This is a genomic window from Pseudomonas sp. SDO524_S393 (assembly GCF_054071875.1).
The window spans coordinates 72655-95560 of the sequence record NZ_JBSVVZ010000015.1 but is presented as its reverse complement, the minus strand read 5'-3'; the positions used below and the strand labels follow the sequence as shown (position 1 = coordinate 95560).

Sequence of the window (22906 nt, the reverse complement as noted above, 5' to 3'; positions counted from 1 at the left end):
GGGGGGGGGGGGGGGGGGGGGAAAGAGAGGGGGGGGACCCACCCAAAACCGCTCGCAAACCCCCCCTCCCCCACACAAGCCCGCTCCCACAGGGTTAGTGGAACAGTACCGCAGTTTTCTGCAGGGTCACCCACACACCCCATGCCAACGGAATGCCCACCACCAGCCAGGCGGCGATCGCCATTGGTACGGTGCCAGGGGCCGCTTTCCACTCCAGAGAAGTGGTGGCATCAGCGCCTTTGTCATGGCCCAGCGCCTGTTCGGCGGCCAGTTCGGCGTCGGTCATGAAGTACTTGTCGGCCACTGGGCGCACCAGCAGGTTGCAGATGAAACCCAGCACCAGCAGGCCGGCGAGGATGTACAGCGTGATGTCGTAGGCCGCAGCGCGTTCAACGCCGATGCTCAACTGGTACTCACGGATGTAGTTCACCAATACCGGGCCCAATACGCCCGCCGCCGCCCAGGCGGTCAGCAGACGACCGTGGATTGCGCCGACCATCTGGGTGCCGAACAGGTCGGCCAGGTACGCAGGCACGGTTGCAAAGCCACCGCCGTACATCGACAGGATGACGCAGAACGCGGCCACGAACAGCGCCACGTTGCCCAGGTGACCCAGGTTCGGAATCAGCGCGTACAGGGCAAAACCCAGGGCGAAGAATACGAAGTAGGTATTTTTACGGCCCAGGTAGTCGGAGAACGACGCCCAGAAGAACCGGCCACCGATGTTGAACAGGCTCAACAGACCGGTGAAACCTGCCGCGATGGCCGCGATGGAGGCCAGTTGGCCAGCATTGAGTTGACCGAACGGCACATCGACGCCCAGCAACTTGCCGCCGAACACTTCCTGCAGCAGCGGCGAAGCCATGCCGAGGATACCGATACCGGCAGAAACGTTCAGGCACAGCACCAGCCACACCAGGCGGAACTGTGGGGTTTTCCACGCCACATTCACGTGAACGTGACGGTGGGTGATCATCGCATTGCTGGCTTTCTTCGCCGGCGCGGTCCAGCCTTCAGGCTTCCAGCCGGTCGGCGGAACGCGGTACGACAACGCACCACCGATCATGAACACGAAGTAGATCGCCGCCATTACCAGGAAGCTCTGCCACACGCCCACGCTGGTCGGCGAGGCGAAGTGCCCCATCAGCGCTGCGGCCAGGGGTGCACCCACCATCGCGCCGCCGCCGAAGCCCATGATCGCCATGCCGGTAGCCATGCCGCGCTTGTCCGGGAACCACTTGATCAAGGTCGACACAGGCGAAATGTAGCCCAGGCCCAGGCCGATACCGCCAATGACGCCGGAACCGATCCACATCAGCCAGATCTGGTGGGTATAAATACCCAGCGCCGAGATCAGCAGGCCGCCACACCAGCACAGTGCCGACACAACGCCTGCCTTGCGTGGCCCGGCATGTTCCAGCCAGCCGCCCCAGATCGCTGCCGAGCAGCCCAGGAAGATGAAGAACAGGGTGTAGATCCAGCCCAGCATGGAAATAGGCCAGTCGCATTGGGACGAGAAAACCTGAGCGATGAAGCTCATGTCCGGCGCGCAGGCGACCGGTGCGGTAATCCCCAGCGCCTTGGACAATGGCAGCCAGAACACGGAGAAACCGTAGGCCATGCCGATGCAGAGGTGGATGGCCAACGCGGCCGGCGGAACCAGCCAGCGGTTGAACCCTGGCTTGGCGATAATGCGCTCCTTGGACAGGAACGCAGGCTGTGCGGCAGTATGAGCGGCCGCGGAGCTAGTGCTCATTAGTGTTTCCCCCAGTTATTGGTATTTGTCCGTCAGGCGCTCTCTCCCTCAGCCTTTCACGCAAAGCGTTGGCTGTTGTTGTTGAGTAAAGCTCCTTGTTAGGCGCGACGCTGTGTCGCAGACGACAGACGAACGTGCAGAGATTAGCACCTGTGGATGACAGAAAAACCAAACTGATATCACCTTTTTCCGGAAATCTGTTTGTTTGGCGCCAAAAACCCGTTTTGCCAGGGTTAGATACGTTGTAACGATCCGTGAACTGACGCTGGCCGTCGGACGTTATACTCTGCGGCTAAATTTTGAATTCGACATACAAGGACTCGCCCATGAAAGCGTTCGGCAAAATCCTGGGTCTGGTACTTCTCGGGCTGTTGCTGATCATTGTGGCCCTGGGCTTCGCCCTGACCCACCTCTTCGATCCCAACGACTATAAAGACGAGATTCGCCAGATTGCCCGCGACAAGGCCCACATCGAGCTGACGCTCAATGGCGACATCGGCTGGAGCCTCTTCCCCTGGCTCGGCCTCGAACTGCACGAAGCCAGCGTGGCGACCCTGACCAACCCGACGCAACCGTTCGCCGACCTGCAGATGCTTGGCCTGTCGGTACGCGTACTGCCGCTGTTGCGCCGCGAAGTGCAGATGAGCGATGTGCGTGTCGAAGGCCTCAACCTGCGCCTGAACCGGGACAAGCACGGCCATGGCAACTGGGAAGACATCGGCAAGACAGCCACCGTACCGACCACCAGCGGCACTCCAGCGGCCACGCCCGCCGAGCCTGCAACCGAGCCCAAGCCAGAGAAACCGCCGCAGCCGATTCGCCTGGACATCGACAGCCTGACCGTCAACAACGCGCGGGTCGAATACAACGACGAGCAGACCGGCAAGCAGTTCAGCGCCGAAAGCATCCAATTGAGTGCCGGCGCCGTGCATGAAGGCGCGAGCATTCCGGTGAAGCTCACCGCATTCTTCGGCAGCAACCAGCCGGTGATGCGCGTCAAGACCGAACTCAACGGCAACCTGCGCATTCAACGCGCGATCAAGCGCTACCAGCTCGAAGACATGCGCATCACCGGCGAAGCCACGGGTGAGCCGCTGCTGGACAAAACCGTGACCTTCTCCACCCAGGGCCAGTTGCTGGTGGACCTGGCGGCCAATATCGCCGAATGGACCAACCTGAAGCTTTCGGCCAACCAGTTGCGCGCCCTGGGTGAACTGAAGGTCAACAACCTGGACAAGACCCCGCAGTTCAACGGTGCCTTGTCCATCGCCCAGTTCGACCTGACCAAGTTCCTCGACAGCGTCGGTCATCCCTTGCCGCCAATGGCCATGGGCAGCCTGAGCAAGGTTGAGCTGGTCAGCCGCCTGCAAGGCACGCCTACCAGCGTGGCACTGGAAGACCTGAACCTGAAACTCGACGGCAGCACCTTCACCGGACGCGTGGCCGTGGACGATTTCGCCAGGCAGTCCCTGCGCGTACAACTCAAGGGCGACAACTTCAACGCCGACAACTACTTGCCGGCCAAATCCGAATCCGCCAAGGGCGCCGCCGCCGCGCGCCAGGCCGAAGTGCAGAACAGCGAAGCCGGCGCCATGGCCGCCGGTGGCACCACGCCCTTGCCGGACGCACCGACCAAAGGCGCCTGGAGCACCGACAAACTGCTGCCACTGACCCGTCTGCGCGAGCTGGATGTGAATGCCGACCTCGCCTTCGACCAACTGACCCTGAGCAAGCTGCCGATCCAGAACGCAGCGCTGAAAGCTTCCGGTGTCGACGGCCAGCTCAAGCTCGACACCTTGAGCGGCGGCCTCTACAACGGTACGTTCCAGGCCAACGGCACACTCGATGTGCGCCAGGACATCCCGGTGCTGGCCCTGCAAAGCCGTATCAAACAGGTACCGGTGGAGCGCATTCTCCAGGCTCAAGGGCAAAACCCGCCGGTCAAGGGCCAGATCACCCTCGACAGCAACCTCAGCGGGCGCGGCAACAGCCAGAAAGCGCTGATCGACAGCCTCAACGGTACCGCCAGCTTTGTGATCAACAACGGCGTGCTGCTCAACGCCAACCTTGAACAACAATTGTGCACCGGCATCGCCCTGCTCAACCGCAAGACGCTGAACGGTGAACAGCGTGGCAAGGACACGCCATTCCAGGAGTTGAAGGGCAACCTGACATTCCGCAATGGCGTGGCCAACAACCCCGACCTCAAAGTGCGTATCCCGGGCCTGACGGTCAACGGCAACGGTGACATCGACCTGCGCGTGCTGGGCATGGACTACCGCGTCGGCATCATCGTCGAAGGCGACCAGCGCGAAGTGCCGGACCCGGCCTGTGAAGTGGGCTCCAACTTCCAGGGCATCGAGGTGCCGCTGCGCTGCCGTGGCCCGCTGGAACTGGGTGCCAAAGCCTGCCGCCTGGACAAGGACGGCTTGAGCCAGGTGGCCATCAAGGCCGCCGGCAACAGGTTGGGCGAGAAGCTTGAAGAGAAGCTCGACAAGGTCAACCCGCAGCTCAAAGACGCTCTGAAGGGCCTGTTCAAACGATGAGAAACGAGCAGTTTTCAACGGCGGTGCTGGACTGGTACGACCGCCACGGCCGCCACGATCTTCCCTGGCAGCAGAGCATCACGCCGTATCGGGTGTGGGTCTCGGAAATCATGCTGCAACAGACCCAGGTGAGCACGGTGCTCAATTACTTCGACCGCTTCATGGCCGCCCTGCCAACGGTCGAAGCCCTGGCGGCAGCGCCGGAAGATGAAGTGCTGCACCTGTGGACCGGCCTGGGTTACTACACCCGGGCGCGCAACCTGCAGAAGACCGCGAAGATCGTCGTGGCCGAGTACGGCGGCGAGTTTCCCAGGGATGTCGAAAAGCTCACCGAACTGCCGGGCATCGGCCTGTCCACCGCCGGCGCGATTGCCAGCCTGAGCATGGGCCTGCGCGCGCCGATCCTCGACGGCAACGTCAAGCGCGTGCTGGCGCGCTTTACCGCGCAGGAGGGCTACCCGGGCGAACCCAAGGTGGCCAAACAGCTGTGGGCCACCGCAGAGCGTTTCACACCCCACGATCGCGTCAATGCCTACACCCAGGCGATGATGGACATGGGCGCCACGCTCTGCACCCGCAGCAAGCCCAGCTGCCTGCTATGCCCGCTGGAGAAGGGCTGCGAAGCCCATATGCTGGGCCTGGAGACACGCTACCCGATCCCCAAACCGCGCAAGGCCCTCCCACAGAAGCGCACGCTGATGCCTTTGCTGGCCAACACCGAAGGGGCGATTCTGCTTTACCGTCGCCCATCCACCGGGCTATGGGGTGGTCTGTGGAGTTTGCCGGAGCTGGATGACCTTGAAGACCTGGACCACCTCGCCCATCAGCATGGATTGGAACTGGGCAAGCAACAGGCACTGCCAGGGCTTGTCCACACCTTCAGCCACTTCCAGCTGGCCATCGAGCCCTGGCTGGTGCAGGTCGAGGAATCCGTCCATCACGTGGCCGAGGCCGACTGGCTCTGGTATAACCTCGCCACCCCGCCGCGCCTGGGCCTTGCCGCCCCGGTGAAGAAACTGCTGAAGCGCGCGGCCGACGTATTGAATGCAGGAGAGTCGTCATGACCCGCACCGTAATGTGCCGCAAGTACAAAGAAGAATTGCCCGGCCTGGAACGCCCTCCGTACCCGGGCGCCAAGGGTCAGGACGTGTTTGACCACGTCTCCGCCCAGGCCTGGGCCGACTGGCAGAAACACCAGACCCTGCTGATCAACGAAAAACGCCTGAACATGATGAACGCCGAAGACCGCAAATACCTGCAAGGCGAAATGGACAAGTTCTTTTCAGGCGAGGAATACGCCAAGGCAGACGGCTACGTGCCACCTGCTCAATAACTGATCAAAATCCGGGGTCGGAACGTAAGCGACGGTAATAATTAAATATTTTTCGAAAACTTGCTTGACGCCCCCCTGAAAAACCCGTTTAATGCGCCCCGTTGCCCAGATAGCTCAGTCGGTAGAGCAGGGGATTGAAAATCCCCGTGTCGGCGGTTCGATTCCGTCTCTGGGCACCACTATTAAGTTTCAGGTGGTGCCAATACCATCCGAAACACAAAAAACCCGCCTGGTGCGGGTTTTTTATTGCCTGCGATTCGAGCCACTTCGTCATGCCGTACGCTAGTAGCGTTATGATATGATTCAAAATATGCCAAGGCCGGCGAATCACAGGATATGGATGCATCCTTCTCCGTCATCCGTCAGCCCTGCCATTCACTACCCGAGCAGGCGACAAGACGGGCCACATCCCCCGCGCTCCACCCTCCTCACAGCACCACACTTGCGTTGCCACTCAACAAGATCGCGAGCATGGCCAACGAAGATTTCTTCGACCTGAAACATCGTCGAGCCGCACCCCTTTATCGCAATACCACGGGCATTACGCCGCCCAGCGCAGTGCTTATCCCCTAGGGCACATGGAGAAGTAAATGGCATACACATCGATCATTTTCAAAAACCCGAACACGGGCGCGATGAAGGAAGCTCCTGTCGGGTTTTCCTGGACGACGTTCTTTTTCGGCTGCTTCCCGGCGCTGTTCCGTGGCGACCTGAAATACGGCCTGATCCAGTTCGTGATCGCCATGATCACCATGGGCCTGAGCAACATCGTCTTTGCCTTCCTGTACAACTCCTTCTACATCAAGGACCTGATCGGCCAGGGCTTCAAGGCTCAGTCGATTGCCAGCGGCGACCTCAACTTCGCCTCGGCAAAGGTCGGTATACAGATTCCGGTACTGGAAGCTGCCTGACTCAAGGTCGCATCCACCACAAAAAGCCCGCTGCATGCGGGCTTTTTGCTGTCTGAGTCAAAGCGATCACGCCAACGGCCGCCCCCATCACTTGAGCAAAAACACCTTCAGCGGGTTGTCATTCAAACGCCCCTCGAACGTCGGAGGCAGATGCTCCAGCGATGTGCCTTGCAGCAGCGCAGCCCCTTTGTGCGCCACAATCACCCAACACGGTCGAGGCAGCGCATTCAAACGCTCGACCTCATTGCGTCCGACAAACAGCGGCTGCTCGTCATGATCCAGATTCATCATGTAACGCACCGCCCAGGTATCCCGACCCAAATCGACAAACACCAGGGGACCTGGTTGCGTCGCTCGCAGCGCTTCCACCCGCCCTACAAACTGCCGCGTATCGAATTGCAAGTCCTTGGCCGGCTCCACCACCGCAACCAACAGCAACCATTGCGCCGCCAGCGCGATCAGGCTGAGCCACACCAATCGCGCTGCCCGGCGCCAAGCGATGAGCGCACCCGCCTGGAGCACAATCAACGCGCCCAGCAATAGTGGCAACGACACATCCGGCCAATAACCGTGCTTCTGCCAACGGTGCTGGCAAATAAATACAACCAGCACACACAACGCAGGCAGCGCCAAGACAAGCCCTGTGTAGGCCCGGCGCGCACCCACAAGCCAACCCTGCGCCTGAAGCAGCCCATAGGCCGCGACAGCGGCAAACATCGGCACCATGGGCAAGATGTAGTAGGCCCGCTTGAAGTGCGGCACCGACAACCCGAGCAAAATCATCAGGCCACAAGCGCCGAGCCGCACCACCAACTGGGTGTCGGCGTCATCCAGCCGTTGCGGCCAGCGTTGACGTAACGCCACCAGCGTCGCCAACGCCAAAGGCACCACAGGGAAATAGCGATACAAGCTGAGCTTGAAGTAGAAATAGAACGGCTCGCCAATCTCATCCAGGCGCCCGCTTACCTGCATCCTGAACACCTCATCGGCAAAGGCCTCGCCACCGCTGATCCGTGCCAGCTTCATCAACAACCACCAGCCGGCAGCCAACAGCAGCAGGCCGGCAGTGCCGTGAATCAGCACCTGTTTGACTCGCTCACCCGGGCGCGCCAACGCCCAGTACACGCACACCACGCCACACACCTCAACCAGGCCCAGCGGCCCACGAATCGCAAAACCCAGCAGGAACAGCGGGAACACCGCGAACCGTCGCCACCGCGACTGCAATCGTTCGCCGCTGTGCAGCAGGTAGAACGCTCCCACACACAGCAGCGCCACCATTTGATCGAGGCAGACCGAACGGGACTTCTCAAGCAGTTGAGTGGTGAGCAAGGTCAGCAGCACCGTGAGCAGTGCCCACTGGCGGCCGGACGCGACCAGCAGACGGTAGATCACGGCAACCACCCCAGCCGACGCCAATGCTGTCGGCAGCACATTGGCCAGATGGTTGGGGGCGCCAAACAGGCGGGCAAAGACAAAACTGAAGAAGGTCGCGGTGCCCGGGTAGTCCGCGTACGGCTGGCCGTAGGTGGTAGGGAAAAGACTCGCGCCATGACGAAACATTTCTTGCAGGAACAACGCCCAGCGCCCGTCAAACCCCTGGGGCTGCTGATCCCAGATGCCCAGGGTGAACAACAGCAAAGCCATCAGGAAAATGCCCAGGGACTCCAGGCGGAAACGGTTGCGGTGATCCATCGGTTGACCTGTCAGGTAGAGGGCGCCGCCTTATGGTGCCGACTGCACTGCTGAATAGCGCCTGAACAGACCTGAACATTCCCGCGCTTAGCGACCTGCGGGCCATACCCACGCCGGAACCAGGCGAATGTAGATCAACTCGCCAACCAGCTCGATAAGGGTTTGCAGGATCACCGCCGCCGCCGCCAGCCCACGCACATCCTCGGGCAAGGCCAGCGCCAGGGGCAGCACCACCAGTGAGTTACGGGTCGACGCGCTGAACGTCACCGCCCGTGCCGTCGCCGCCGGCAACGCAAACACGCGTGCGGCCAGCACCCCCAGCAACGGCGCCAGCACCAGGAACCCCAGGTAGACCGGGATCGCCGGCAACAACCACTCGATATCACGCACCACCGAGGTGATCTGCGACGCGATCACCACAAACAACACCCATGCCATGGCCGGCACCGGCAACCAGGCCCAGGCATTGCTCCAGGCCCGGATCAGTTTCAATCGGGGCGTCAGCGACGCAGTGAGCACCGCCACCACCATCGGCAGCACAATCAACAGCAGGAACGCCTCGATAAAAGGCCCTGGCGCCACCACCACCGACTGCGTGCCCAGCATCAGCCCCAGGTACACCGGCAGCAGCACCAATTGCAGCAACAACAGCACCGGCGTCGCCGCCAGCATCGCCCGCGCGTCGCCCTTGCCGATATGGGTAAACACCACCACGTAGTCGATGCACGGCGTCAGCAATACCAGCAACACCCCCACCAGCAGTGCCGGGCGCTCAACGAGCCCCAGGGTCAGCCCCCACACCAGCAAGGGCACCAGAATGAAATTGGCCAGCAACAATGCCGACAGAAAGCGCCTGTTGCCCAAGCCCTGGCGCAAGTCCAGAAAGGGAATTTGCAGGAACATCGCGTACATCAGCACGGCGATGGCAGGGGTTATCCAGGCATGGAGGCCGCGCGCCAATGAAGGCGCAAGCAGACCGAAGGCAGCGGCAAGGGCCACGACGATGAAGTAGAGCGGGATCTGGTTGTGTTCGAGGGTGTCGCGGGTCATAAGCCGGCTCTATCGGATCGCTAAAGCGCAAGGTTATGCATGTGGAGGTTGACGGTCGAGCGATATAACCAGCGAGTTATCAGGGGTACTCCTGCCGAGCATGCAGCACGGTCAGTATTTCAATCCAATCCGTAATTCGATACACCACCAGATAGTTAGGGTGCACGACAATCTCTCGAGTACCCGCGATTCGACCCACACGATAGAGGAAGGGGTGATCAGGAAGAGCCGTTGTCGCCGCCTCTATGGATTCATTCAAATCACGAGCAGCTCCAACGTTGCGCTCAATAATGTATTCCAGAATTGCTCTCAGCTCGGCGCGCGCTTCAGGTCGCCACTCAACCCGCATCTTGCGTTTTTCGCTTGGATTCAATCAAAACGCGCATCTCAGCCATAACCTGCTCATGCGGAATGTTTGGTCGAGGGTCATCCATCGAAGCCTGTACCTTGGCGCGAAACCAGCGGTCATAGCTGGCAGCCTGCTCTTCTGTTTCAAACTCTGAAACGATGGGAGAAAGTGGGATGCTCATAGAGACCTCCTTGAAGGATGCCTGCCAGTCTAATCGGTCCATGGTGTGCTGTCGTTCCTCTCGGATATATGGCCTTTTTAAGAGAGACGAAGGTTAGTGAAGCTGTCGAAAGAGATACAAGTGCTGGCAAACTGCGCAACCGTTACCAAAAATAAAAACCCGGACAGGCTCAAAAACAATGAACCTGAATGACGCTTCATCGCAGGCACCTGCCGCCCCGCTCAAGCTCAGCCAGAGCACGCCCTTCAAGGAGCCCGCCGCCGACGGCTACCTGCTTGGCGGTTTCACCTGGCGCCATATCCGCACCGATCTCAATCGCCCCGTGGTGATCATCAACGCCGCCACGTCCGTGCGCTGCCGTCATTACGCGCGCTTTGCCGATTACTTGTTCGCCAACGGTCTCGACGTGATCACCTTCGACTACCGCGGCATTGGCGAATCCCGCCACGGTTCGCTGCGCGGGCTCAAAGCCTCGTGGTCGGACTGGGGCGTGCTGGATTTCGAAGCCATGTTGCAGCGCGCGCAGCGGGAGTTTCCCGGCCAGCCGATCGATGTGGTCGGCCACAGCTTCGGTGGCTGTGCCGCGGGGCTCGGGGCGTCTGGCGCCGTGATTCGGCGACTGGTCACCGTGGGCGCGCAGTTTGCCTACTGGCGCGATTATGCGGCGAACGGACGCTGGCGGATGGTTGGCAAATGGCATGTGGTGATGCCTCTGCTGACCGCGCTGCTCGGCTACTTCCCCGGCAAGCGCATGGGCTGGCTGGAAGACACACCGGCAGGCGTGGTGCGCGACTGGAGCACGCCAACGCCGCGCTACGAAACCCGCCCTAGCGCCAAGGCCCTCGGCACATTGCCCTTCCGCCATGTCAAAGCGCAGGTACTGGCGATCAGCATCACCGATGACCCCTTTGGCACCGTCGCGGCCATCGAACGCTTGCTCGGGTACTTCGTGCACAGCGAACGCACGCACCTGCGCATCGCGCCTGAAGACATCGGCGAAAACGACGTCGGGCATTTCGCCTTCTTCCGCAGCGCCTATCAGGATCGCTTGTGGCCGATTGCACTGGCGTGGCTTCAACACGGCGAGCTGGCACCGGACACACCCGGGCACCGCGTGACGGAACGCGCCTAGAACTCCTTGGGATTTCGCCCAACCTGCGCTTCAATACGCCACCCAGTTCCCGACCCCAAGGACGTGCGCCCATGGCCTCGCCGAACAAGCAGCAAAAACGTGCCCACCGGGCAAAGGCCAAGGCCAAGCAAAACCGCACCCAACGTGCCGGCGCGGCTAAACCGGATGCCTTTGCCGGCGATGACAGCCGTATCGATCTGGAATCGGTGGATTTGACGGAGTTGTTCGTCGAAATGCGCACGGCCGGCGAGACCAGTCAACAGGCGCTGTGCGCGGCATTCCTGGCCCACCCGCTGCTGGCGCTGGTGTTGGAGCAGGAAGGTGAGGAGGAAGCCACCGACTTTATCCTGGCCGCCCTGATCGAGTACCGCCAGTGGGCCACCGACACCGAGGACGAACCCGCCGCCCTGGCATGGATCGAATCGCCCGAGTTCCAGGCGGATTACGTCGCGGCGTCCCAGGCGCTCACCAACCCGGCAGACTGACGCAAAACAAAATGTGGGAGCGGCGGTGCGACGATTCGACTTGCCCGCTCCCACATTTTTGATTGCTTGCCGTCAGTTGAGAACCGCAGCCCCCACGCGCTGAGCCTTGCGACGGCTCGACACGATCAAACCCGCCACTACCACCAGCACGCTCAGAATACCGGTCGCAATGATCTCGATCCGGTGCGCTTCCTGGAACAGCATGACGGTCAGCGTGCCCACGATGAACACCATCACCGCGTAGGTCAGGCCCGGGAACAGCCACATCTTGAAGACAATCTTCTCGCCCGCTGCCGTGCGTTTCTGCCGCATGCGCAATTGCGACACCGCAATCACCAGGTACACCAGCAGCGCAATGGCGCCGGAGCTGGCCAGCAGGAACTCGAACACCGCCGCCGGTGCCACATAGTTGGCGAATACCGCCAGGAACGCTGCGCCCGTAGACAGCAACACCGCCCAGTAAGGCGTGCCGCTTTTATTGGTGCGCTTGGACACCGCCGGTGCATCACCACGACGCCCCAGGGAGAACAGCATGCGCGACGCGGTGTACAACGCCGAGTTCAGGCAGCTGGTCACGGCGACCAGTACCACCAGGTCAACGATCAGCTTGGCATTCGGAATGCCCATGCGCTCCAGCACGGTCTGGTAGGAACCTACCGCCGCAAGAGTCGGATCGTTCCACGGCACCAGGGACACCACGATGAAGATCGACAGCAGGTAGAACAAGCCGATACGCCAGATCACCGAGTTGGTGGCCTTGGTGATCTGCTGGCCCGGGTTCTTCGATTCCGCCGCCGCGATGGTGACGATCTCGGTGCCCATGAACGAAAACATGGTGGTCAGGATCGCGGCCAATACCGCACCCATGCCGTTAGGCATAAAGCCCTGGGTGTCGAACAAGTGGGAAACGCCGCTGACCTGGCTGGTCGGCAGGAAGCCAAAGATCGCCGCCAGGCCAAGGATCACAAAGCCCACGATGGCAACGACCTTGATCAACGCAAACCAGAACTCGAACTCGCCGTAGTTCTTGACGCTGAACAGGTTGGTGGCGGTCAGCAGCAGGGTGATGACCAGGGTGAAGACCCAAATGGCGATATCCGGGAACCAGGCGTGCAGAATGGTTGCAGCGGCGTTGGCTTCCAGCGGAATCACCAACACCCAGAACCACCAGTACAACCAGCCGATGGTGAAACCGGCCCAGTGCCCGATGGCGCGATCAGCGTAAGTAGAAAACGAACCGGTGTCCGGCGAGGCCACGGCCATTTCGGCCAGCATGCGCATCACCAGTACTACCAGCGTGCCCGCGGCGGCATACGCCAGCAGTACGGCTGGCCCGGCGGCGGCAATCGCGTGGCCGGAGCCGACAAACAGGCCGGCACCAATAACGCCGGCAATGGAAAGCATGGTGACGTGACGCGGTTTGAGCCCCTGTTCGAGGTCATTGGAGCTTTGCGTACTACTCATTGACACACCTTTACGAGGAATTGCGAAAACGGTCCGCCCGGCCTGCAGTCTTTCTCGTGAAAAGAATCCAACAGGGCGTTCTTTATTTTTTACGCAAGAATTGCGCCAAAATGTTGCAGAGCCTCCATTGACGCGGGCTGCAGCGCCGTTGAACAACCCTCGCAAGTCATTGAGATTAATGGCATTCCGCTATAGCGTTACCGTGTGACCCACATTCAAGACGAATGAGCGCACCAAAAACACACATAAAAAGTGCGTGACGCCCCATAAAAGGGCTGATATGCACCGTTTGCCCGGTAAACCCTTCCAACCCCCGGCCAAAGCTGGCACCATCGCGCCCTTTTTTACGCGAAGCCTGCGGTTTTTCGGGTTCAAACGGTTGTTCGGTTGTTGATGGCGCGACACGCTGCTGTGCCGATGCGACACCCTGCCGCAGACCGCCCGTTTACCGTCCGCAGCGCTGTTGGCTGTCATCCGAACGCTATGCTAGCTTGGCGCCTCGCCAGGAAGGCAGCCCAACAGCAGGACCGCAACGTACACAATGAGGCCCCCCCATGGCCGAGGCCACGCCCGCGCTGGAAATCCGCAACTTGCATAAACGCTATGGTGAGCTGGAGGTCCTCAAAGGTATCTCGCTGACCGCCCGTGACGGCGATGTGATCTCGATCCTGGGTTCCTCCGGTTCCGGCAAATCCACGTTCCTGCGCTGCATCAACCTGCTGGAAAACCCGCACCAGGGCCAGATCCTGGTAGCCGGCGAAGAACTCAAATTGAAAGCCGCAAAAAACGGCGAACTGATGGCCGCCGACGGCAAGCAGATCAATCGCCTGCGCAGCGAAATCGGTTTTGTGTTTCAAAACTTTAACCTGTGGCCGCACATGAGCATCCTCGACAACATCATCGAGGCTCCCCGCCGTGTGCTCGGCCAGAGCAAGCGCGACGCCATCGAAGTGGCCGAAGCCCTGCTGGCCAAGGTCGGCATCGCCGACAAGCGCCATGCCTACCCGGCGCAATTGTCCGGCGGCCAGCAACAACGGGCGGCCATCGCACGCACCCTGGCGATGCAGCCCAAGGTCATCCTGTTTGACGAGCCCACTTCCGCCCTTGACCCGGAAATGGTCCAGGAAGTACTAAATGTGATCCGCGCGCTGGCCGAAGAAGGCCGCACCATGCTGCTGGTCACCCATGAAATGGGCTTCGCCCGTCAGGTTTCCAGTGAAGTGGTGTTCCTGCACCAGGGCCTGGTCGAAGAGCAAGGATCGCCACAGCAGGTGTTTGAAAACCCGCTTTCGGCGCGCTGCAAACAATTCATGTCCAGCAACCGCTAACGGAGCAACATGCATGCAGAACTATAAAAAATTCCTTCTGGCCGCGGCCGTCTCGATGGCGTTCAGCGCCACGGCCATGGCAGAAACCTTGAAAATGGGGATCGAAGCGGCTTACCCGCCGTTCAACAACAAAGATGCCAGCGGCAACGTCGTCGGCTTCGACAAAGACATCGGCGACGCCCTGTGCGCCAAGATGAAAGTCGAAAAATGCGAAGTGTATGTGTCCGACTGGGACGGCATCATTCCGGCCCTGAACGCCAAGAAGTTCGACTTCCTGGTCTCCTCGTTGTCGATCACCGATGAGCGCAAGCAAGCCGTCGACTTCACCGACCCGTACTACTCCAACAAGCTGCAATTCATCGCGCCCAAAGCCACCGCCGACTTCAAGACCGACGCCGCCTACCTCAAAGGCAAAGTCATCGGCGCACAACGTGCAACGCTGGCCGGCACCTACCTGGAAGACAAGCTGCCGGATACTGAAGCCAAGCTTTACGACACCCAGGAAAACGCCTACCTCGACCTGATCTCCGGGCGCCTGGACGGCATCCTCGCCGACAAGTACGTGCAGTACGAATGGCTCAAGAGCAAGGACGGTTCCGCCTACGAATTCAAAGGCGATCCGGTGGTCGACAGCGACAAGATCGGCATCGCCGTACGCAAGGGCGACCCGCTGCGCGAGCGCCTGAACAAAGCCCTGGCAGAGATCAAGGCAGACGGCACCTACAAGAAGATCAACGACAAGTACTTCCCGTTCAGCATCGAATGATCTGAGCGACTTGCCCGGCGCACTCGCGTGAGTGCGCCGGCTCTCAGCAATGCCTGCCGCGATATGAAAACACCATGAATTTCGATCTCTACGGATTCGGCCCGGCGCTCGCCGCCGGCGCGCTGATGACCGTCAAACTGGCGCTCACGGCCCTGTGCCTGGGGTTGGTGCTCGGCCTTGCCGGCGCCTTGGCCAAGACGTCCCCGTACAAGCCGTTGCAATGGCTTGGCGGTGCTTACTCGACCATCGTTCGTGGCATTCCCGAATTGCTGTGGGTGCTGCTGATCTATTTCGGCACGGTCAACCTGATGCGTGCCCTCGGGGAATTCTTCGGTAACCCCGACCTGTCCCTCAGTGCTTTTGCCGCCGGGGTGATCGCCCTCGGACTGTGCTTTGGCGCCTACGCCACGGAAGTGTTTCGCGGCGCGATCCTCGCCATTCCCAAGGGGCACCGTGAAGCCGGTGTGGCGCTGGGGCTGTCGAAGCTGCGGATTTTCACGCGGCTGATCATGCCGCAGATGTGGCGCATTGCGCTGCCGGGCCTGGGCAATCTGTTCATGATCCTGATGAAGGACACCGCGCTGGTGTCGGTGATCGGCCTGGAAGAAATCATGCGCCACGCACAGATCGGCGTGACCGTGACCAAACAGCCGTTCACCTTCTTCATGGTCGCAGCCTTCATGTACCTGGGCCTTACCGTGCTGGCCATGGCCGGCATGCACTTCCTGGAAAAACGCGCCGCCCGCGGCTTTGCAAGGAGCTCCCAATGAGCGGCGACTACAGCTGGCTGGCGCATTTCGACCTGGGTCTGAACTGGGCGGTGATCATCAAGTGGCTGCCCAAACTGGCCCAGGGCGCAACCCTCACCCTGGAACTGGTGGCCATCGCCGTGATCGCCGGTTTGCTGCTGGCGATCCCGCTGGGCATCGCCCGCTCCTCACGCCTGTGGTACGTGCGCTTGCTGCCCTACTGCTACATTTTCTTCTTCCGTGGCACACCGCTGCTGGTGCAACTGTTCCTGGTGTACTACGGCCTGGCGCAGTTCGACGCCATACGCGGCAGCGCCCTGTGGCCCTACCTGCGAGACCCGTTCTGGTGCGCCACCGCCACCATGACCTTGCACACCGCAGCCTATATCGCCGAGATCCTGCGCGGCGCGATCCAGGCCATTCCGCCGGGTGAAATCGAAGCAGCGCGGGCGCTGGGCATGTCCAGACCCAAGACGCTGTTCTACATCATCCTGCCCCGGGCTTCGCGCATCGGCCTGCCGGCCTACAGCAACGAAGTGATCCTGATGCTCAAGGCCAGCGCCCTGGCCAGTACCGTGACGCTGCTCGAACTGACCGGCATGGCCCGCACCATCATTGCCCGCACTTACTTGCCGGTGGAAATCTTCTTCGCGGCCGGCCTGTTCTACCTGTTGATGGCCTACATCCTGGTACGCGGTTTCAAACTGCTGGAACGCTGGCTGCGCGTCGATGCCTGCCAGGGACGTTGAAGCACGCTTCCAGGCACTGGATGCGTTTCTGATCGAGCATCAAGGGCTGTGGCGACCACGGCCCTTTACCCATCGACAACTTCCTTGGGAAAACCAGCACCCTGCGCTGGCCCAATGGCTGCACCAGCGTTCGCTGGCAGATGCCGAAAGCTGTCACAACCAGCCTCATGAACTGCCGGCACCCGCGCCTTTTCCACAGCTGGCCGCGCAAGCGCGCGAGCTCAGTGCTGTGGATAAGTTGCCCACGCAGCCGCTTGCCCCTGCGCGCCATCGCCTGAACGTCGATGTGCCCGGGCGCAAATGGCAACAGATCGAAGCCTTCGGCGCCGCGCTACAGTTTGCGCAAACGCCCACGCACTGGCTGGACTGGTGCGCCGGCAAAGGCCACCTGGGTCGGCGCCTGCTGCAAGACGGGCAACAACTGACCTGCCTGGAATACGATCCGGCCCTGATCGCCTCGGGCCAGGCCTTGAGCGAGCACCATCACCTGCCCGTCATTCACCGCCTGCAAGACGTGATGGCCGATCTAGACATCAGCGCCGCGCAAACGCCCGTGGCCCTGCACGCCTGTGGCGACTTGCACGTGCGCTTGCTGCAACAGGCCAGCGCCGCTGGCTGTAAACAACTGGCGCTGGCGCCCTGCTGCTACAACCGGATCCGCGCCGACCACTATCAACCGTTGTCACGCGCCGCGCAGGCATCGTGCTTGCAGTTGTCGCTCGACGACCTCGGCCTGCCCTTGAGTGAAACCGTCACCGCAGGCGCCCGCGTGCGCCAGCAGCGCGACATCTCCATGGCCCGTCGCCTGGGCTTCGATCACCTGCAACGCCGGTTACGCGGCTGCGACGACTATTTGCCCACCCCTTCCCTGCCGGCGAGTTGGCTGAGCCGACCCTTTCATGCCTATTGCCGCGAACTGGCCGACCTCAAGGGGTTATCCACAGGTGAACAGGATTGGGACGCACTGGAGGCCCATGGCTGGCGGCGCCTGGCCGAAGTGAGAAACCTGGAACTGGTACGGGCGCTGTTTCGGCGCCCGCTGGAGGTGTGGCTGGTCCTGGATCGGGCGTTGTTTCTGATCGAGAGGGGCTACAAGGTGGAAGTGGGCAGTTTCTGCGATGCCTCGCTGACCCCGCGCAACTTGATGGTACTGGCAGAGCGCGATTAAGGGGCGAAAATTCCTACAAATGCCCTGTGGATAACTCTGTTGATGAATTCTTTACGAGGCCTGTAATCATCACGGTTACAGACCAAAAGCCAAGCTGGTCATTTTTTGTTCACACAATAAAACGCCCGCAAAACAGGCAGTTGCGGCGTGTTGAGAACGGCTCCACAAAATGGCTTTTTTGTGACAGCCACATCCAACCGATTGTGAATAAGCATCTGGCCTTAAGCGTATAAACCGCGCTTTACGCGTGCCTTTTCGGCGCCTTCAGCAAACGGCACAGGTCGTTGATGTCGTCATGCACCAAGCTCGTCGCCTGCCCGTCCAAGGGGTCGGTGCCAAACGCCAGCGCCTCGCTGATCGCCAGGTCCCGGTGCACTTCCAGAGGCTCACGGCCCAGGCGCTGTTTGAACGCCTCGACCATGTCCAGGCTGAACGGGTTGTCCTCGTCCAACTGGTTGATCACGAAGTGTACCCGCGCAGAACGCTCGCCCGCCAAATGGGGCGCCAGCAAGACATCCAGCTGATCCAGCGTGCCGAGGGAGGCCGCATCGGCCTGGGTGATCACCAGCACCACGTCGGCCACGCTCAAGGCTTGATGCAGGTAGACGTTGTTACCCGCAGGGGTGTCGATAACCACAGTGTGGCGTTCGCTCAAGTCGAGCGCCGACAAGTGCTGCGCGAGCCAGTTCGGCTCTTGCTTGAGCCAGCGCTGCAGGCTCTCTTGCTGCTGGATATCGGTGTCACCGAAGGTCATGACCTGGCACCCGGCAAACCCGGGCTGACGGATCTGCGCCCATTGGGCATTCTGCAGGCTGGTGCGGCCGATACCGGGCAGCGCGGGGTTGATCCCGAAGTGATGGCGCAAGGCGTTCTGCGGGTCCAGGTCCAGCGCCACCACCGACTCACCGTGGCGTTGCAGGCCACTGCTCAAGGCCGTGACCAGCGTGCTGCGGCCCACCCCTCCATTGACCGACACCAGCGCCACGACTTTGGGACGCAAGGTCGCAGTGCCGAGTGAATGCTCATTGGCGCTGACAGTCTGGTGAGAGAGCGGCGTGCCATCGTCCACGGGAATGCTGCCAAAGAAGTGCAGCCGGGCGTTCAGGCCGCGCGCATCACAGGTGACGTTTTTGCCGAACAACATAGACAGATCATCAGAAAGGCTCATCGCCCGAGCTCCCACACGACGCGGCTTGAAGACGTGAAGGTCGGCAAGGAGAAGGCTTACCGCAGGTCTTGTTATCAGGCGTCCGTTGTTGCCCCATTCTGTGGCAGTCACATCAAAGTGTCATTATTTTGGTGCTATTACTGTCTATTTTTTAGACAAGCGGCAAATCGTCAATTTACTGACCCATTGTGATCGGGTCGTACGGCGTTTGCAGATCACGCTCGGGAATCTCCCAAATCAACAGCTTGGGCGGGGTTTGCTTGAAGGCCGGGCTTTCGAAATACGCCTTGGCCGCACCAGAAAACTCGCCGCCGTCCTTGCTGAAGTTGCCCACCGGGGCATGCAGGGCTTTTTGCAGGAAGCCCACGAAATTCGAGTTGCGCGAGAACGAGGTACCGATCAGCGCCACATTGGGCAGGCCGGCATCCCCAAACAGGTCATCGGCATTGCTGGTGGCTCCACCGCTTTCATGGGCGGAACTGGCCGCGACGGATTCTCCCGGCGGTTGCCATTTGGGCGGCAACCAATCCAGACCGGCCAGGCGCACCAGGTCACCCGGGCGCACGGCGAGCGGCGCCTGGGTAATGTCGAATGCCTGCTCCGGCGTGGCCTTGATACCGCGCTGCGCAATACGCTGCGCCAAGGCCTGGGCACCGGCGTTGGCGCCGATTTCGCTCCAGTGGGTGTCAGTGCGCAAATAGGCCTCGGCGCCCAGTGGCGTCAGAGTCGCAGTCAGGTCCAACGCTGAAACACCGGCAGCCTGCAACGCGGCGGTCCAGTCCTGCACTCGGCTGTCGAGGATGGCCGGACGGTACAGTCCACAACGCCGGGCAGCAGCGATCCGGCTCTTGTCCGGCACCACCACCACTTGCAGCTCGATGCCTTTCTGACCCAGTTGTTTTTGCAGATCGATCACCGCTCGGGCCTTGGTCTGTGCATTGCCCTCGGCATGGCGGTTGATGCGCAGCTCATCGCTGATGAACAACCAGCCCGGGCAGCCCCGACGCACACGCGGGCCGGTGTCGCCGAACGCCAGCCAGCTGCCGCCCCGCTCCAGGTTGGCGGCCTGGATCGCCATCGGCGCCTTGGCCAGCTCCTTGGCGAAACGGTGGGTCACGTCGCCATGCAGCAGCATGTCACTGTCGACCTTGGCCGGCACGAAACTGATCGGGCCTTTGATCATCAGCCAGGCGCAGGACAACAGTCCCGCCGCCAGGAAGGGCACCAGCACCCAGGCCGCCAGGGGGCTGGTACGAACGGCCAATTCGCTCGGCGGAGTCGGCGCGGTAGGGGCGGGCATCGTCGGGCTTCCTTAAAACTGAAAGTACAGAAACGGTACGGCGTCGCGGCTGGCAATCAGCGCGAACGACAACACGAACCCGGCCACCGGCCACAGCGAGGCCGCCGCCAGGAACCACGCTTGATGGCCGAAACGCTGCTCGCAGCGCGCCTGCCAGACCGGCGCAATGATGCACGCCAGCCCCAGCAACGCCGCCATGCCATGGGCCGGGCGCAGGGCCACGGCCATCGCGTCCCCCAGGCCCATGCCGTGCAGGCCGAACTGGCCGGCGTACATCGTCAGCGCCGAATGGAAGTCCGGTGCGCGAAACAGGGTCCAGGCCAGGCACACAAACAGCAACGTCAGCACGTGCGACAGCACCGGCGGAATGCTCGGCAAGCTGGAGCGCGACCACGCACGGTCCACGCACAGCGCCACGCCATGGGCCGAACCCCACAGCAGGTAGTTCCAGCTGTCGCCGCCGTGCCACAGCCCGGCAATCGCCATGGTCAGGAACAGGTTGCGGTAGGTACGCCACACACCGTCGCGGTTACCGCCCAGAGCGATATAGAGGTAGTCACGCAGCCAGCTGGACAACGACAAGTGCCAACGGCGCCAGAAGTCCTGGATGCTGCTGGCCAGGTAAGGCCGGTTGAAGTTTTCCGGGAAGTGGAAGCCCAGCATCAGGCCGAGGCCGATGGCCATGGCGCTGTAGCCGGCGAAGTCGAAGAACAGTTGCAACGAGTACGCCAGGCAACCGATCCAGGCATCCACCAGGCTTGGGTTTTCCAGGTGAAAGGCAATGTCCACCAGTGGCGACAGGGTGTCGGCCACCAGCACTTTCATGCCCATGCCGATCATGAAGCGTCGCGCACCCAGGGAGAAATTCGCCCAGTTGAAATAACGCTGGTTCAACTCGCGGCGGACCCAGTCGTAACGGATGATCGGCCCCGCGATGGAGTGACCGAACATCGAGATGTACGTGGCGTAATTGATGAAGCTGCGCTCCACCGGCACCGTATGACGGTGCACATCCACCAGGTAGGAAATCGCCTGCAAGACGATGAACGACAACCCCGCCGGCAAAGCCACGCGCTGCCAGTCCAGCGGCATGGCGCCGTACCAGGTGATCACCTCGCTCACGGTGCCGGCGACGATGTTGGCGTACTTGTACCAACACAGCACCGCCGTGTTGAACACGATCAGCGCGATCAACAGGCGCACCCGGCCTTTGCCGTCCTCACGGGAGCGGTCCACCAGCAGGCCGCCGACCCATGCCACCACGGTCAACACCATGTGCAGGAACAGGAACAACGGGCTCAGCCAGCCGTAGAACAACCAGCTGCCGATCAACAGGATGACGTTGCGCCAGCTCGGACGAGCCAGCGCGTAGATCAACAGAAAGGCCGGCAGGAACAGCGTGAGAAATTCGAGTGAGGCAAAGACCATGGTGGTGTCGGGCCCGATCAGTTAGCGAGCGAATCAGGTGCGAACAGCAACCGGGAGCCCGACGCGGACGGCAGCGCCAACACGCTGTAGCGCTCGCCGGCCTTGAGGCTGAAGGTCAGCGGCTGGCCGACTGGCGCACCGGCGCACTTGAGCTGCACCGACAACTCCACCGGGTTGATCATGCGGCGCTGCACCGAACCTTCGGCCACCTGCTTGAACAGCTCGGCCTTTTGCGCCACGGCTTCCAGGCTGGCGCCGGCGCACGCGGCGTCGGCGTTGACAAAGGCCAGGGAGGCTTTCAGCGCGTTGAAGTCGTCGGGCTGCTCATGAATTACCAGTTGGCGAATGCCGCCCTTGGCATCGGCCACCGCGATCACCGTGGCGAATTCGCCCGGGGCCACGGTCACGGCCAGGTCAGCGGTCTTGCCACCTTGGCTCAGCACGCCCTTGATCGGCGCCGTGCCGCCGGACACCGGCAGGTAGTCGGAAACGAGCTTGTCGCCGCTCAGTACCAGGCTGGCCTTGGAGCCTTCGGCCACCAGCTTCAGTTCGCTGGGGGTGCCGTTGGCGAAACGCAGGAACGCCGAGTCCTTTTCCGGCCCGGTAGGGTACAGCGGAATATCGGCACTGAACGCGCCGGCACTGGCGAGCAAAGTCACCAGGCCCAAGGCAATGCGCTTCATCACTGGGCTCCTTTCACAGCCGACGCCGGCAAGGCCGACAGCGCGCCGCCGATAGCCTTGGCCCACTTCTGGTAACCGTCGATGGTGAAGTGCTGGCCGTCGGTGGTGATCCACTCGCCGGGCTTGGAGAAGGTCAGCGAGTCGATGTAAGTGCATGGCGCCACGTTGGTCGCCAGGAACGACGACATCAGCTTGGTGCGCGCGTCATCCTTCTTGTACATGCTGCCGACCTTGCCCCAGGCCGGGCCGACCCACACGCACTTGGTGCCGGTTTCGCTGACCGCCTTGGTCAACGAAGTCACGCTTTTCCAGGCCCAGACTTTCGGGAACTGCGGGTCCGGGTAGGAGGCCATGGTGTCGCCGATGATGATCACCACCAGGTCAGGCTTGTCCTTGGCGATCAGGTCCTTGACCGGCGTGGTGCTCATGGCGTTCTTGCCGAACACCTCGGGCTTGCCGCCGGGCAGGTTTTCGGCGCCGCAGTCGACTTTCTTCGGCACGATCCAGTCGGCCGCGCCGGCACCGCAGGCGCCGATGGTGTGCACCTTGGCGCCTTGCGCCGTCAGGTTGGCTTGCAGCGGGTCGAGCAGGTGGTCGGGAAAGCTCAGGTGGCTTTCACCCAGTACCAGCAGGGTCAGGCCGGCAATCGCGGAAACAGGCATGGA

General features: G+C 61.5%; 22 protein-coding genes and 1 tRNA gene. 12 read left to right on the top strand and 11 right to left on the bottom strand.

Translation table 11 applies throughout. The annotated features are described in order from the left end of the window. Positions 1-94: 94 nt before the first annotated feature. Positions 95-1756, bottom strand: a complete 1662-nt coding sequence (locus ACW9IB_RS09415; RefSeq protein ID WP_457368183.1) for an OFA family MFS transporter — start codon at positions 1754-1756, stop codon at positions 95-97. A gap of 326 nt (positions 1757-2082) precedes the next feature. On the opposite strand from ACW9IB_RS09415, the gene ACW9IB_RS09410 reads away from it, so the two are divergent. The 5 genes from ACW9IB_RS09410 to ACW9IB_RS09390 all read left to right on the top strand — a co-directional run bounded on the left by ACW9IB_RS09410 (position 2083) and on the right by ACW9IB_RS09390 (position 6546). Beyond that, a complete protein-coding gene (locus ACW9IB_RS09410; protein WP_457413365.1) occupies positions 2083-4302 on the top strand; it encodes an AsmA family protein in 2220 nt (739 codons plus the stop codon). Then, positions 4299-5366 (top strand): A/G-specific adenine glycosylase, encoded by a 1068-nt coding sequence (gene mutY / locus ACW9IB_RS09405; RefSeq protein ID WP_457368185.1) that lies wholly within the window; start codon positions 4299-4301, stop codon positions 5364-5366. The genes ACW9IB_RS09410 and mutY overlap by 4 nt, the downstream gene beginning before the upstream one ends. After that, a complete protein-coding gene (locus ACW9IB_RS09400) occupies positions 5363-5635 on the top strand; it encodes an oxidative damage protection protein (protein ID WP_457343728.1) in 273 nt (90 codons plus the stop codon). Before mutY ends, ACW9IB_RS09400 begins: the two co-directional genes overlap by 4 nt. 103 nt (positions 5636-5738) lie before the next feature. Next, positions 5739-5814, top strand: a tRNA-Phe gene (locus tag ACW9IB_RS09395). A gap of 411 nt (positions 5815-6225) precedes the next feature. Then, positions 6226-6546, top strand: coding sequence for a hypothetical protein (locus tag ACW9IB_RS09390; protein ID WP_457368187.1), 321 nt, complete (start codon positions 6226-6228; stop codon positions 6544-6546). Between the two features lie 87 nt (positions 6547-6633). Here the strand turns inward: ACW9IB_RS09390 and ACW9IB_RS09385 are convergent, their stop codons facing one another. The 4 genes from ACW9IB_RS09385 to relB all read right to left on the bottom strand — a co-directional run bounded on the left by ACW9IB_RS09385 (position 6634) and on the right by relB (position 9821). After that, complete coding sequence (locus ACW9IB_RS09385; RefSeq protein ID WP_457413363.1) at positions 6634-8241, bottom strand: ArnT family glycosyltransferase; 1608 nt, start codon at positions 8239-8241, stop codon at positions 6634-6636. 87 nt (positions 8242-8328) lie between these two features. Beyond that, the gene (locus ACW9IB_RS09380; protein WP_457413362.1) at positions 8329-9291 is read right to left on the bottom strand and encodes an arsenic resistance protein; all 963 of its coding nucleotides are present in this window, start codon (positions 9289-9291) and stop codon (positions 8329-8331) included. 79 nt (positions 9292-9370) lie between these two features. Continuing rightward, complete coding sequence (locus tag ACW9IB_RS09375; RefSeq protein WP_457413366.1) at positions 9371-9640, bottom strand: type II toxin-antitoxin system RelE/ParE family toxin; 270 nt, start codon at positions 9638-9640, stop codon at positions 9371-9373. Continuing rightward, positions 9630-9821: a type II toxin-antitoxin system RelB family antitoxin gene (gene relB / locus ACW9IB_RS09370; protein ID WP_457368190.1), complete on the bottom strand. Its 192-nt coding sequence runs from the start codon at positions 9819-9821 to the stop codon at positions 9630-9632. The genes ACW9IB_RS09375 and relB overlap by 11 nt, the downstream gene beginning before the upstream one ends. Positions 9822-9999: 178 nt before the next feature. Here relB and ACW9IB_RS09365 point away from each other — a divergent pair, with 178 nt between their 5' ends. Then, entirely contained in the window at positions 10000-10953 is a 954-nt protein-coding gene (locus ACW9IB_RS09365; RefSeq protein ID WP_457413361.1) for an alpha/beta hydrolase family protein, read from the top strand. Positions 10954-11024: 71 nt separating this feature from the next. Further along, the gene (locus tag ACW9IB_RS09360) at positions 11025-11438 is read left to right on the top strand and encodes a hypothetical protein (protein ID WP_457413359.1); all 414 of its coding nucleotides are present in this window, start codon (positions 11025-11027) and stop codon (positions 11436-11438) included. 72 nt (positions 11439-11510) lie between these two features. On the opposite strand, the gene gabP is transcribed toward ACW9IB_RS09360, so the two are convergent. Next, positions 11511-12902: a GABA permease gene (gene gabP / locus ACW9IB_RS09355; RefSeq protein WP_457366397.1), complete on the bottom strand. Its 1392-nt coding sequence runs from the start codon at positions 12900-12902 to the stop codon at positions 11511-11513. A gap of 554 nt (positions 12903-13456) precedes the next feature. Here gabP and ACW9IB_RS09350 point away from each other — a divergent pair. The 5 genes from ACW9IB_RS09350 to ACW9IB_RS09330 all read left to right on the top strand — a co-directional run bounded on the left by ACW9IB_RS09350 (position 13457) and on the right by ACW9IB_RS09330 (position 17662). Next, positions 13457-14230, top strand: a complete 774-nt coding sequence (locus tag ACW9IB_RS09350) for an ABC transporter ATP-binding protein (RefSeq protein WP_457366396.1) — start codon at positions 13457-13459, stop codon at positions 14228-14230. Positions 14231-14243: 13 nt separating this feature from the next. Beyond that, the gene (locus ACW9IB_RS09345) at positions 14244-14996 is read left to right on the top strand and encodes an ABC transporter substrate-binding protein (RefSeq protein ID WP_457366395.1); all 753 of its coding nucleotides are present in this window, start codon (positions 14244-14246) and stop codon (positions 14994-14996) included. 74 nt (positions 14997-15070) lie between these two features. Then, the gene (locus ACW9IB_RS09340) at positions 15071-15766 is read left to right on the top strand and encodes an ABC transporter permease (protein ID WP_457366394.1); all 696 of its coding nucleotides are present in this window, start codon (positions 15071-15073) and stop codon (positions 15764-15766) included. 38 nt (positions 15767-15804) lie between these two features. Then, the gene (locus ACW9IB_RS09335) at positions 15805-16494 is read left to right on the top strand and encodes an ABC transporter permease (RefSeq protein ID WP_457366400.1); all 690 of its coding nucleotides are present in this window, start codon (positions 15805-15807) and stop codon (positions 16492-16494) included. Next, entirely contained in the window at positions 16475-17662 is a 1188-nt protein-coding gene (locus tag ACW9IB_RS09330) for a methyltransferase (protein ID WP_457413357.1), read from the top strand. Before ACW9IB_RS09335 ends, ACW9IB_RS09330 begins: the two co-directional genes overlap by 20 nt. Positions 17663-17903: 241 nt before the next feature. Here ACW9IB_RS09330 and bcsQ read toward each other — a convergent pair whose 3' ends face one another. The 5 genes from bcsQ to ACW9IB_RS09305 all read right to left on the bottom strand — a co-directional run bounded on the left by bcsQ (position 17904) and on the right by ACW9IB_RS09305 (position 22903). Beyond that, positions 17904-18830: a cellulose biosynthesis protein BcsQ gene (gene bcsQ / locus ACW9IB_RS09325; protein WP_457413356.1), complete on the bottom strand. Its 927-nt coding sequence runs from the start codon at positions 18828-18830 to the stop codon at positions 17904-17906. Between the two features lie 175 nt (positions 18831-19005). Beyond that, a complete protein-coding gene (locus ACW9IB_RS09320; protein ID WP_457413355.1) occupies positions 19006-20130 on the bottom strand; it encodes an alginate O-acetyltransferase AlgX-related protein in 1125 nt (374 codons plus the stop codon). Positions 20131-20142: 12 nt separating this feature from the next. Further along, a complete protein-coding gene (locus ACW9IB_RS09315; RefSeq protein WP_457413354.1) occupies positions 20143-21558 on the bottom strand; it encodes an MBOAT family O-acyltransferase in 1416 nt (471 codons plus the stop codon). A 17-nt stretch (positions 21559-21575) separates the two neighbouring features. Then, positions 21576-22241 carry an alginate O-acetyltransferase AlgF gene (locus tag ACW9IB_RS09310; RefSeq protein WP_457413353.1) on the bottom strand — a complete coding sequence of 222 codons (666 nt, stop codon included), beginning with the start codon at positions 22239-22241 and terminating at the stop codon, positions 21576-21578. Further along, a complete protein-coding gene (locus tag ACW9IB_RS09305) occupies positions 22241-22903 on the bottom strand; it encodes an SGNH/GDSL hydrolase family protein (RefSeq protein ID WP_457366388.1) in 663 nt (220 codons plus the stop codon). Before ACW9IB_RS09305 ends, ACW9IB_RS09310 begins: the two co-directional genes overlap by 1 nt. Positions 22904-22906: the final 3 nt, after the last annotated feature.

Coding starts and splice junctions, on each gene's coding strand:
- mutY (WP_457368185.1), top strand. CDS start 4,299: ATGAGAAACGAGCAGTTTTCAACGGCGGTGCTGGACTGGTACGACCGC.
- ACW9IB_RS09350 (WP_457366396.1), top strand. CDS start 13,457: ATGGCCGAGGCCACGCCCGCGCTGGAAATCCGCAACTTGCATAAACGC.
- ACW9IB_RS09380 (WP_457413362.1), bottom strand. CDS start 9,291: ATGACCCGCGACACCCTCGAACACAACCAGATCCCGCTCTACTTCATC.
- ACW9IB_RS09320 (WP_457413355.1), bottom strand. CDS start 20,130: ATGCCCGCCCCTACCGCGCCGACTCCGCCGAGCGAATTGGCCGTTCGT.
- ACW9IB_RS09360 (WP_457413359.1), top strand. CDS start 11,025: ATGGCCTCGCCGAACAAGCAGCAAAAACGTGCCCACCGGGCAAAGGCC.
- ACW9IB_RS09375 (WP_457413366.1), bottom strand. CDS start 9,640: ATGCGGGTTGAGTGGCGACCTGAAGCGCGCGCCGAGCTGAGAGCAATT.
- ACW9IB_RS09345 (WP_457366395.1), top strand. CDS start 14,244: ATGCAGAACTATAAAAAATTCCTTCTGGCCGCGGCCGTCTCGATGGCG.
- ACW9IB_RS09365 (WP_457413361.1), top strand. CDS start 10,000: ATGAACCTGAATGACGCTTCATCGCAGGCACCTGCCGCCCCGCTCAAG.
- ACW9IB_RS09385 (WP_457413363.1), bottom strand. CDS start 8,241: ATGGATCACCGCAACCGTTTCCGCCTGGAGTCCCTGGGCATTTTCCTG.
- ACW9IB_RS09390 (WP_457368187.1), top strand. CDS start 6,226: ATGGCATACACATCGATCATTTTCAAAAACCCGAACACGGGCGCGATG.
- ACW9IB_RS09400 (WP_457343728.1), top strand. CDS start 5,363: ATGACCCGCACCGTAATGTGCCGCAAGTACAAAGAAGAATTGCCCGGC.
- ACW9IB_RS09330 (WP_457413357.1), top strand. CDS start 16,475: ATGCCTGCCAGGGACGTTGAAGCACGCTTCCAGGCACTGGATGCGTTT.
- gabP (WP_457366397.1), bottom strand. CDS start 12,902: ATGAGTAGTACGCAAAGCTCCAATGACCTCGAACAGGGGCTCAAACCG.
- ACW9IB_RS09310 (WP_457413353.1), bottom strand. CDS start 22,241: ATGAAGCGCATTGCCTTGGGCCTGGTGACTTTGCTCGCCAGTGCCGGC.
- bcsQ (WP_457413356.1), bottom strand. CDS start 18,830: ATGAGCCTTTCTGATGATCTGTCTATGTTGTTCGGCAAAAACGTCACC.
- ACW9IB_RS09305 (WP_457366388.1), bottom strand. CDS start 22,903: ATGCCTGTTTCCGCGATTGCCGGCCTGACCCTGCTGGTACTGGGTGAA.
- ACW9IB_RS09410 (WP_457413365.1), top strand. CDS start 2,083: ATGAAAGCGTTCGGCAAAATCCTGGGTCTGGTACTTCTCGGGCTGTTG.
- ACW9IB_RS09415 (WP_457368183.1), bottom strand. CDS start 1,756: ATGAGCACTAGCTCCGCGGCCGCTCATACTGCCGCACAGCCTGCGTTC.
- ACW9IB_RS09340 (WP_457366394.1), top strand. CDS start 15,071: ATGAATTTCGATCTCTACGGATTCGGCCCGGCGCTCGCCGCCGGCGCG.
- relB (WP_457368190.1), bottom strand. CDS start 9,821: ATGAGCATCCCACTTTCTCCCATCGTTTCAGAGTTTGAAACAGAAGAG.
- ACW9IB_RS09315 (WP_457413354.1), bottom strand. CDS start 21,558: ATGGTCTTTGCCTCACTCGAATTTCTCACGCTGTTCCTGCCGGCCTTT.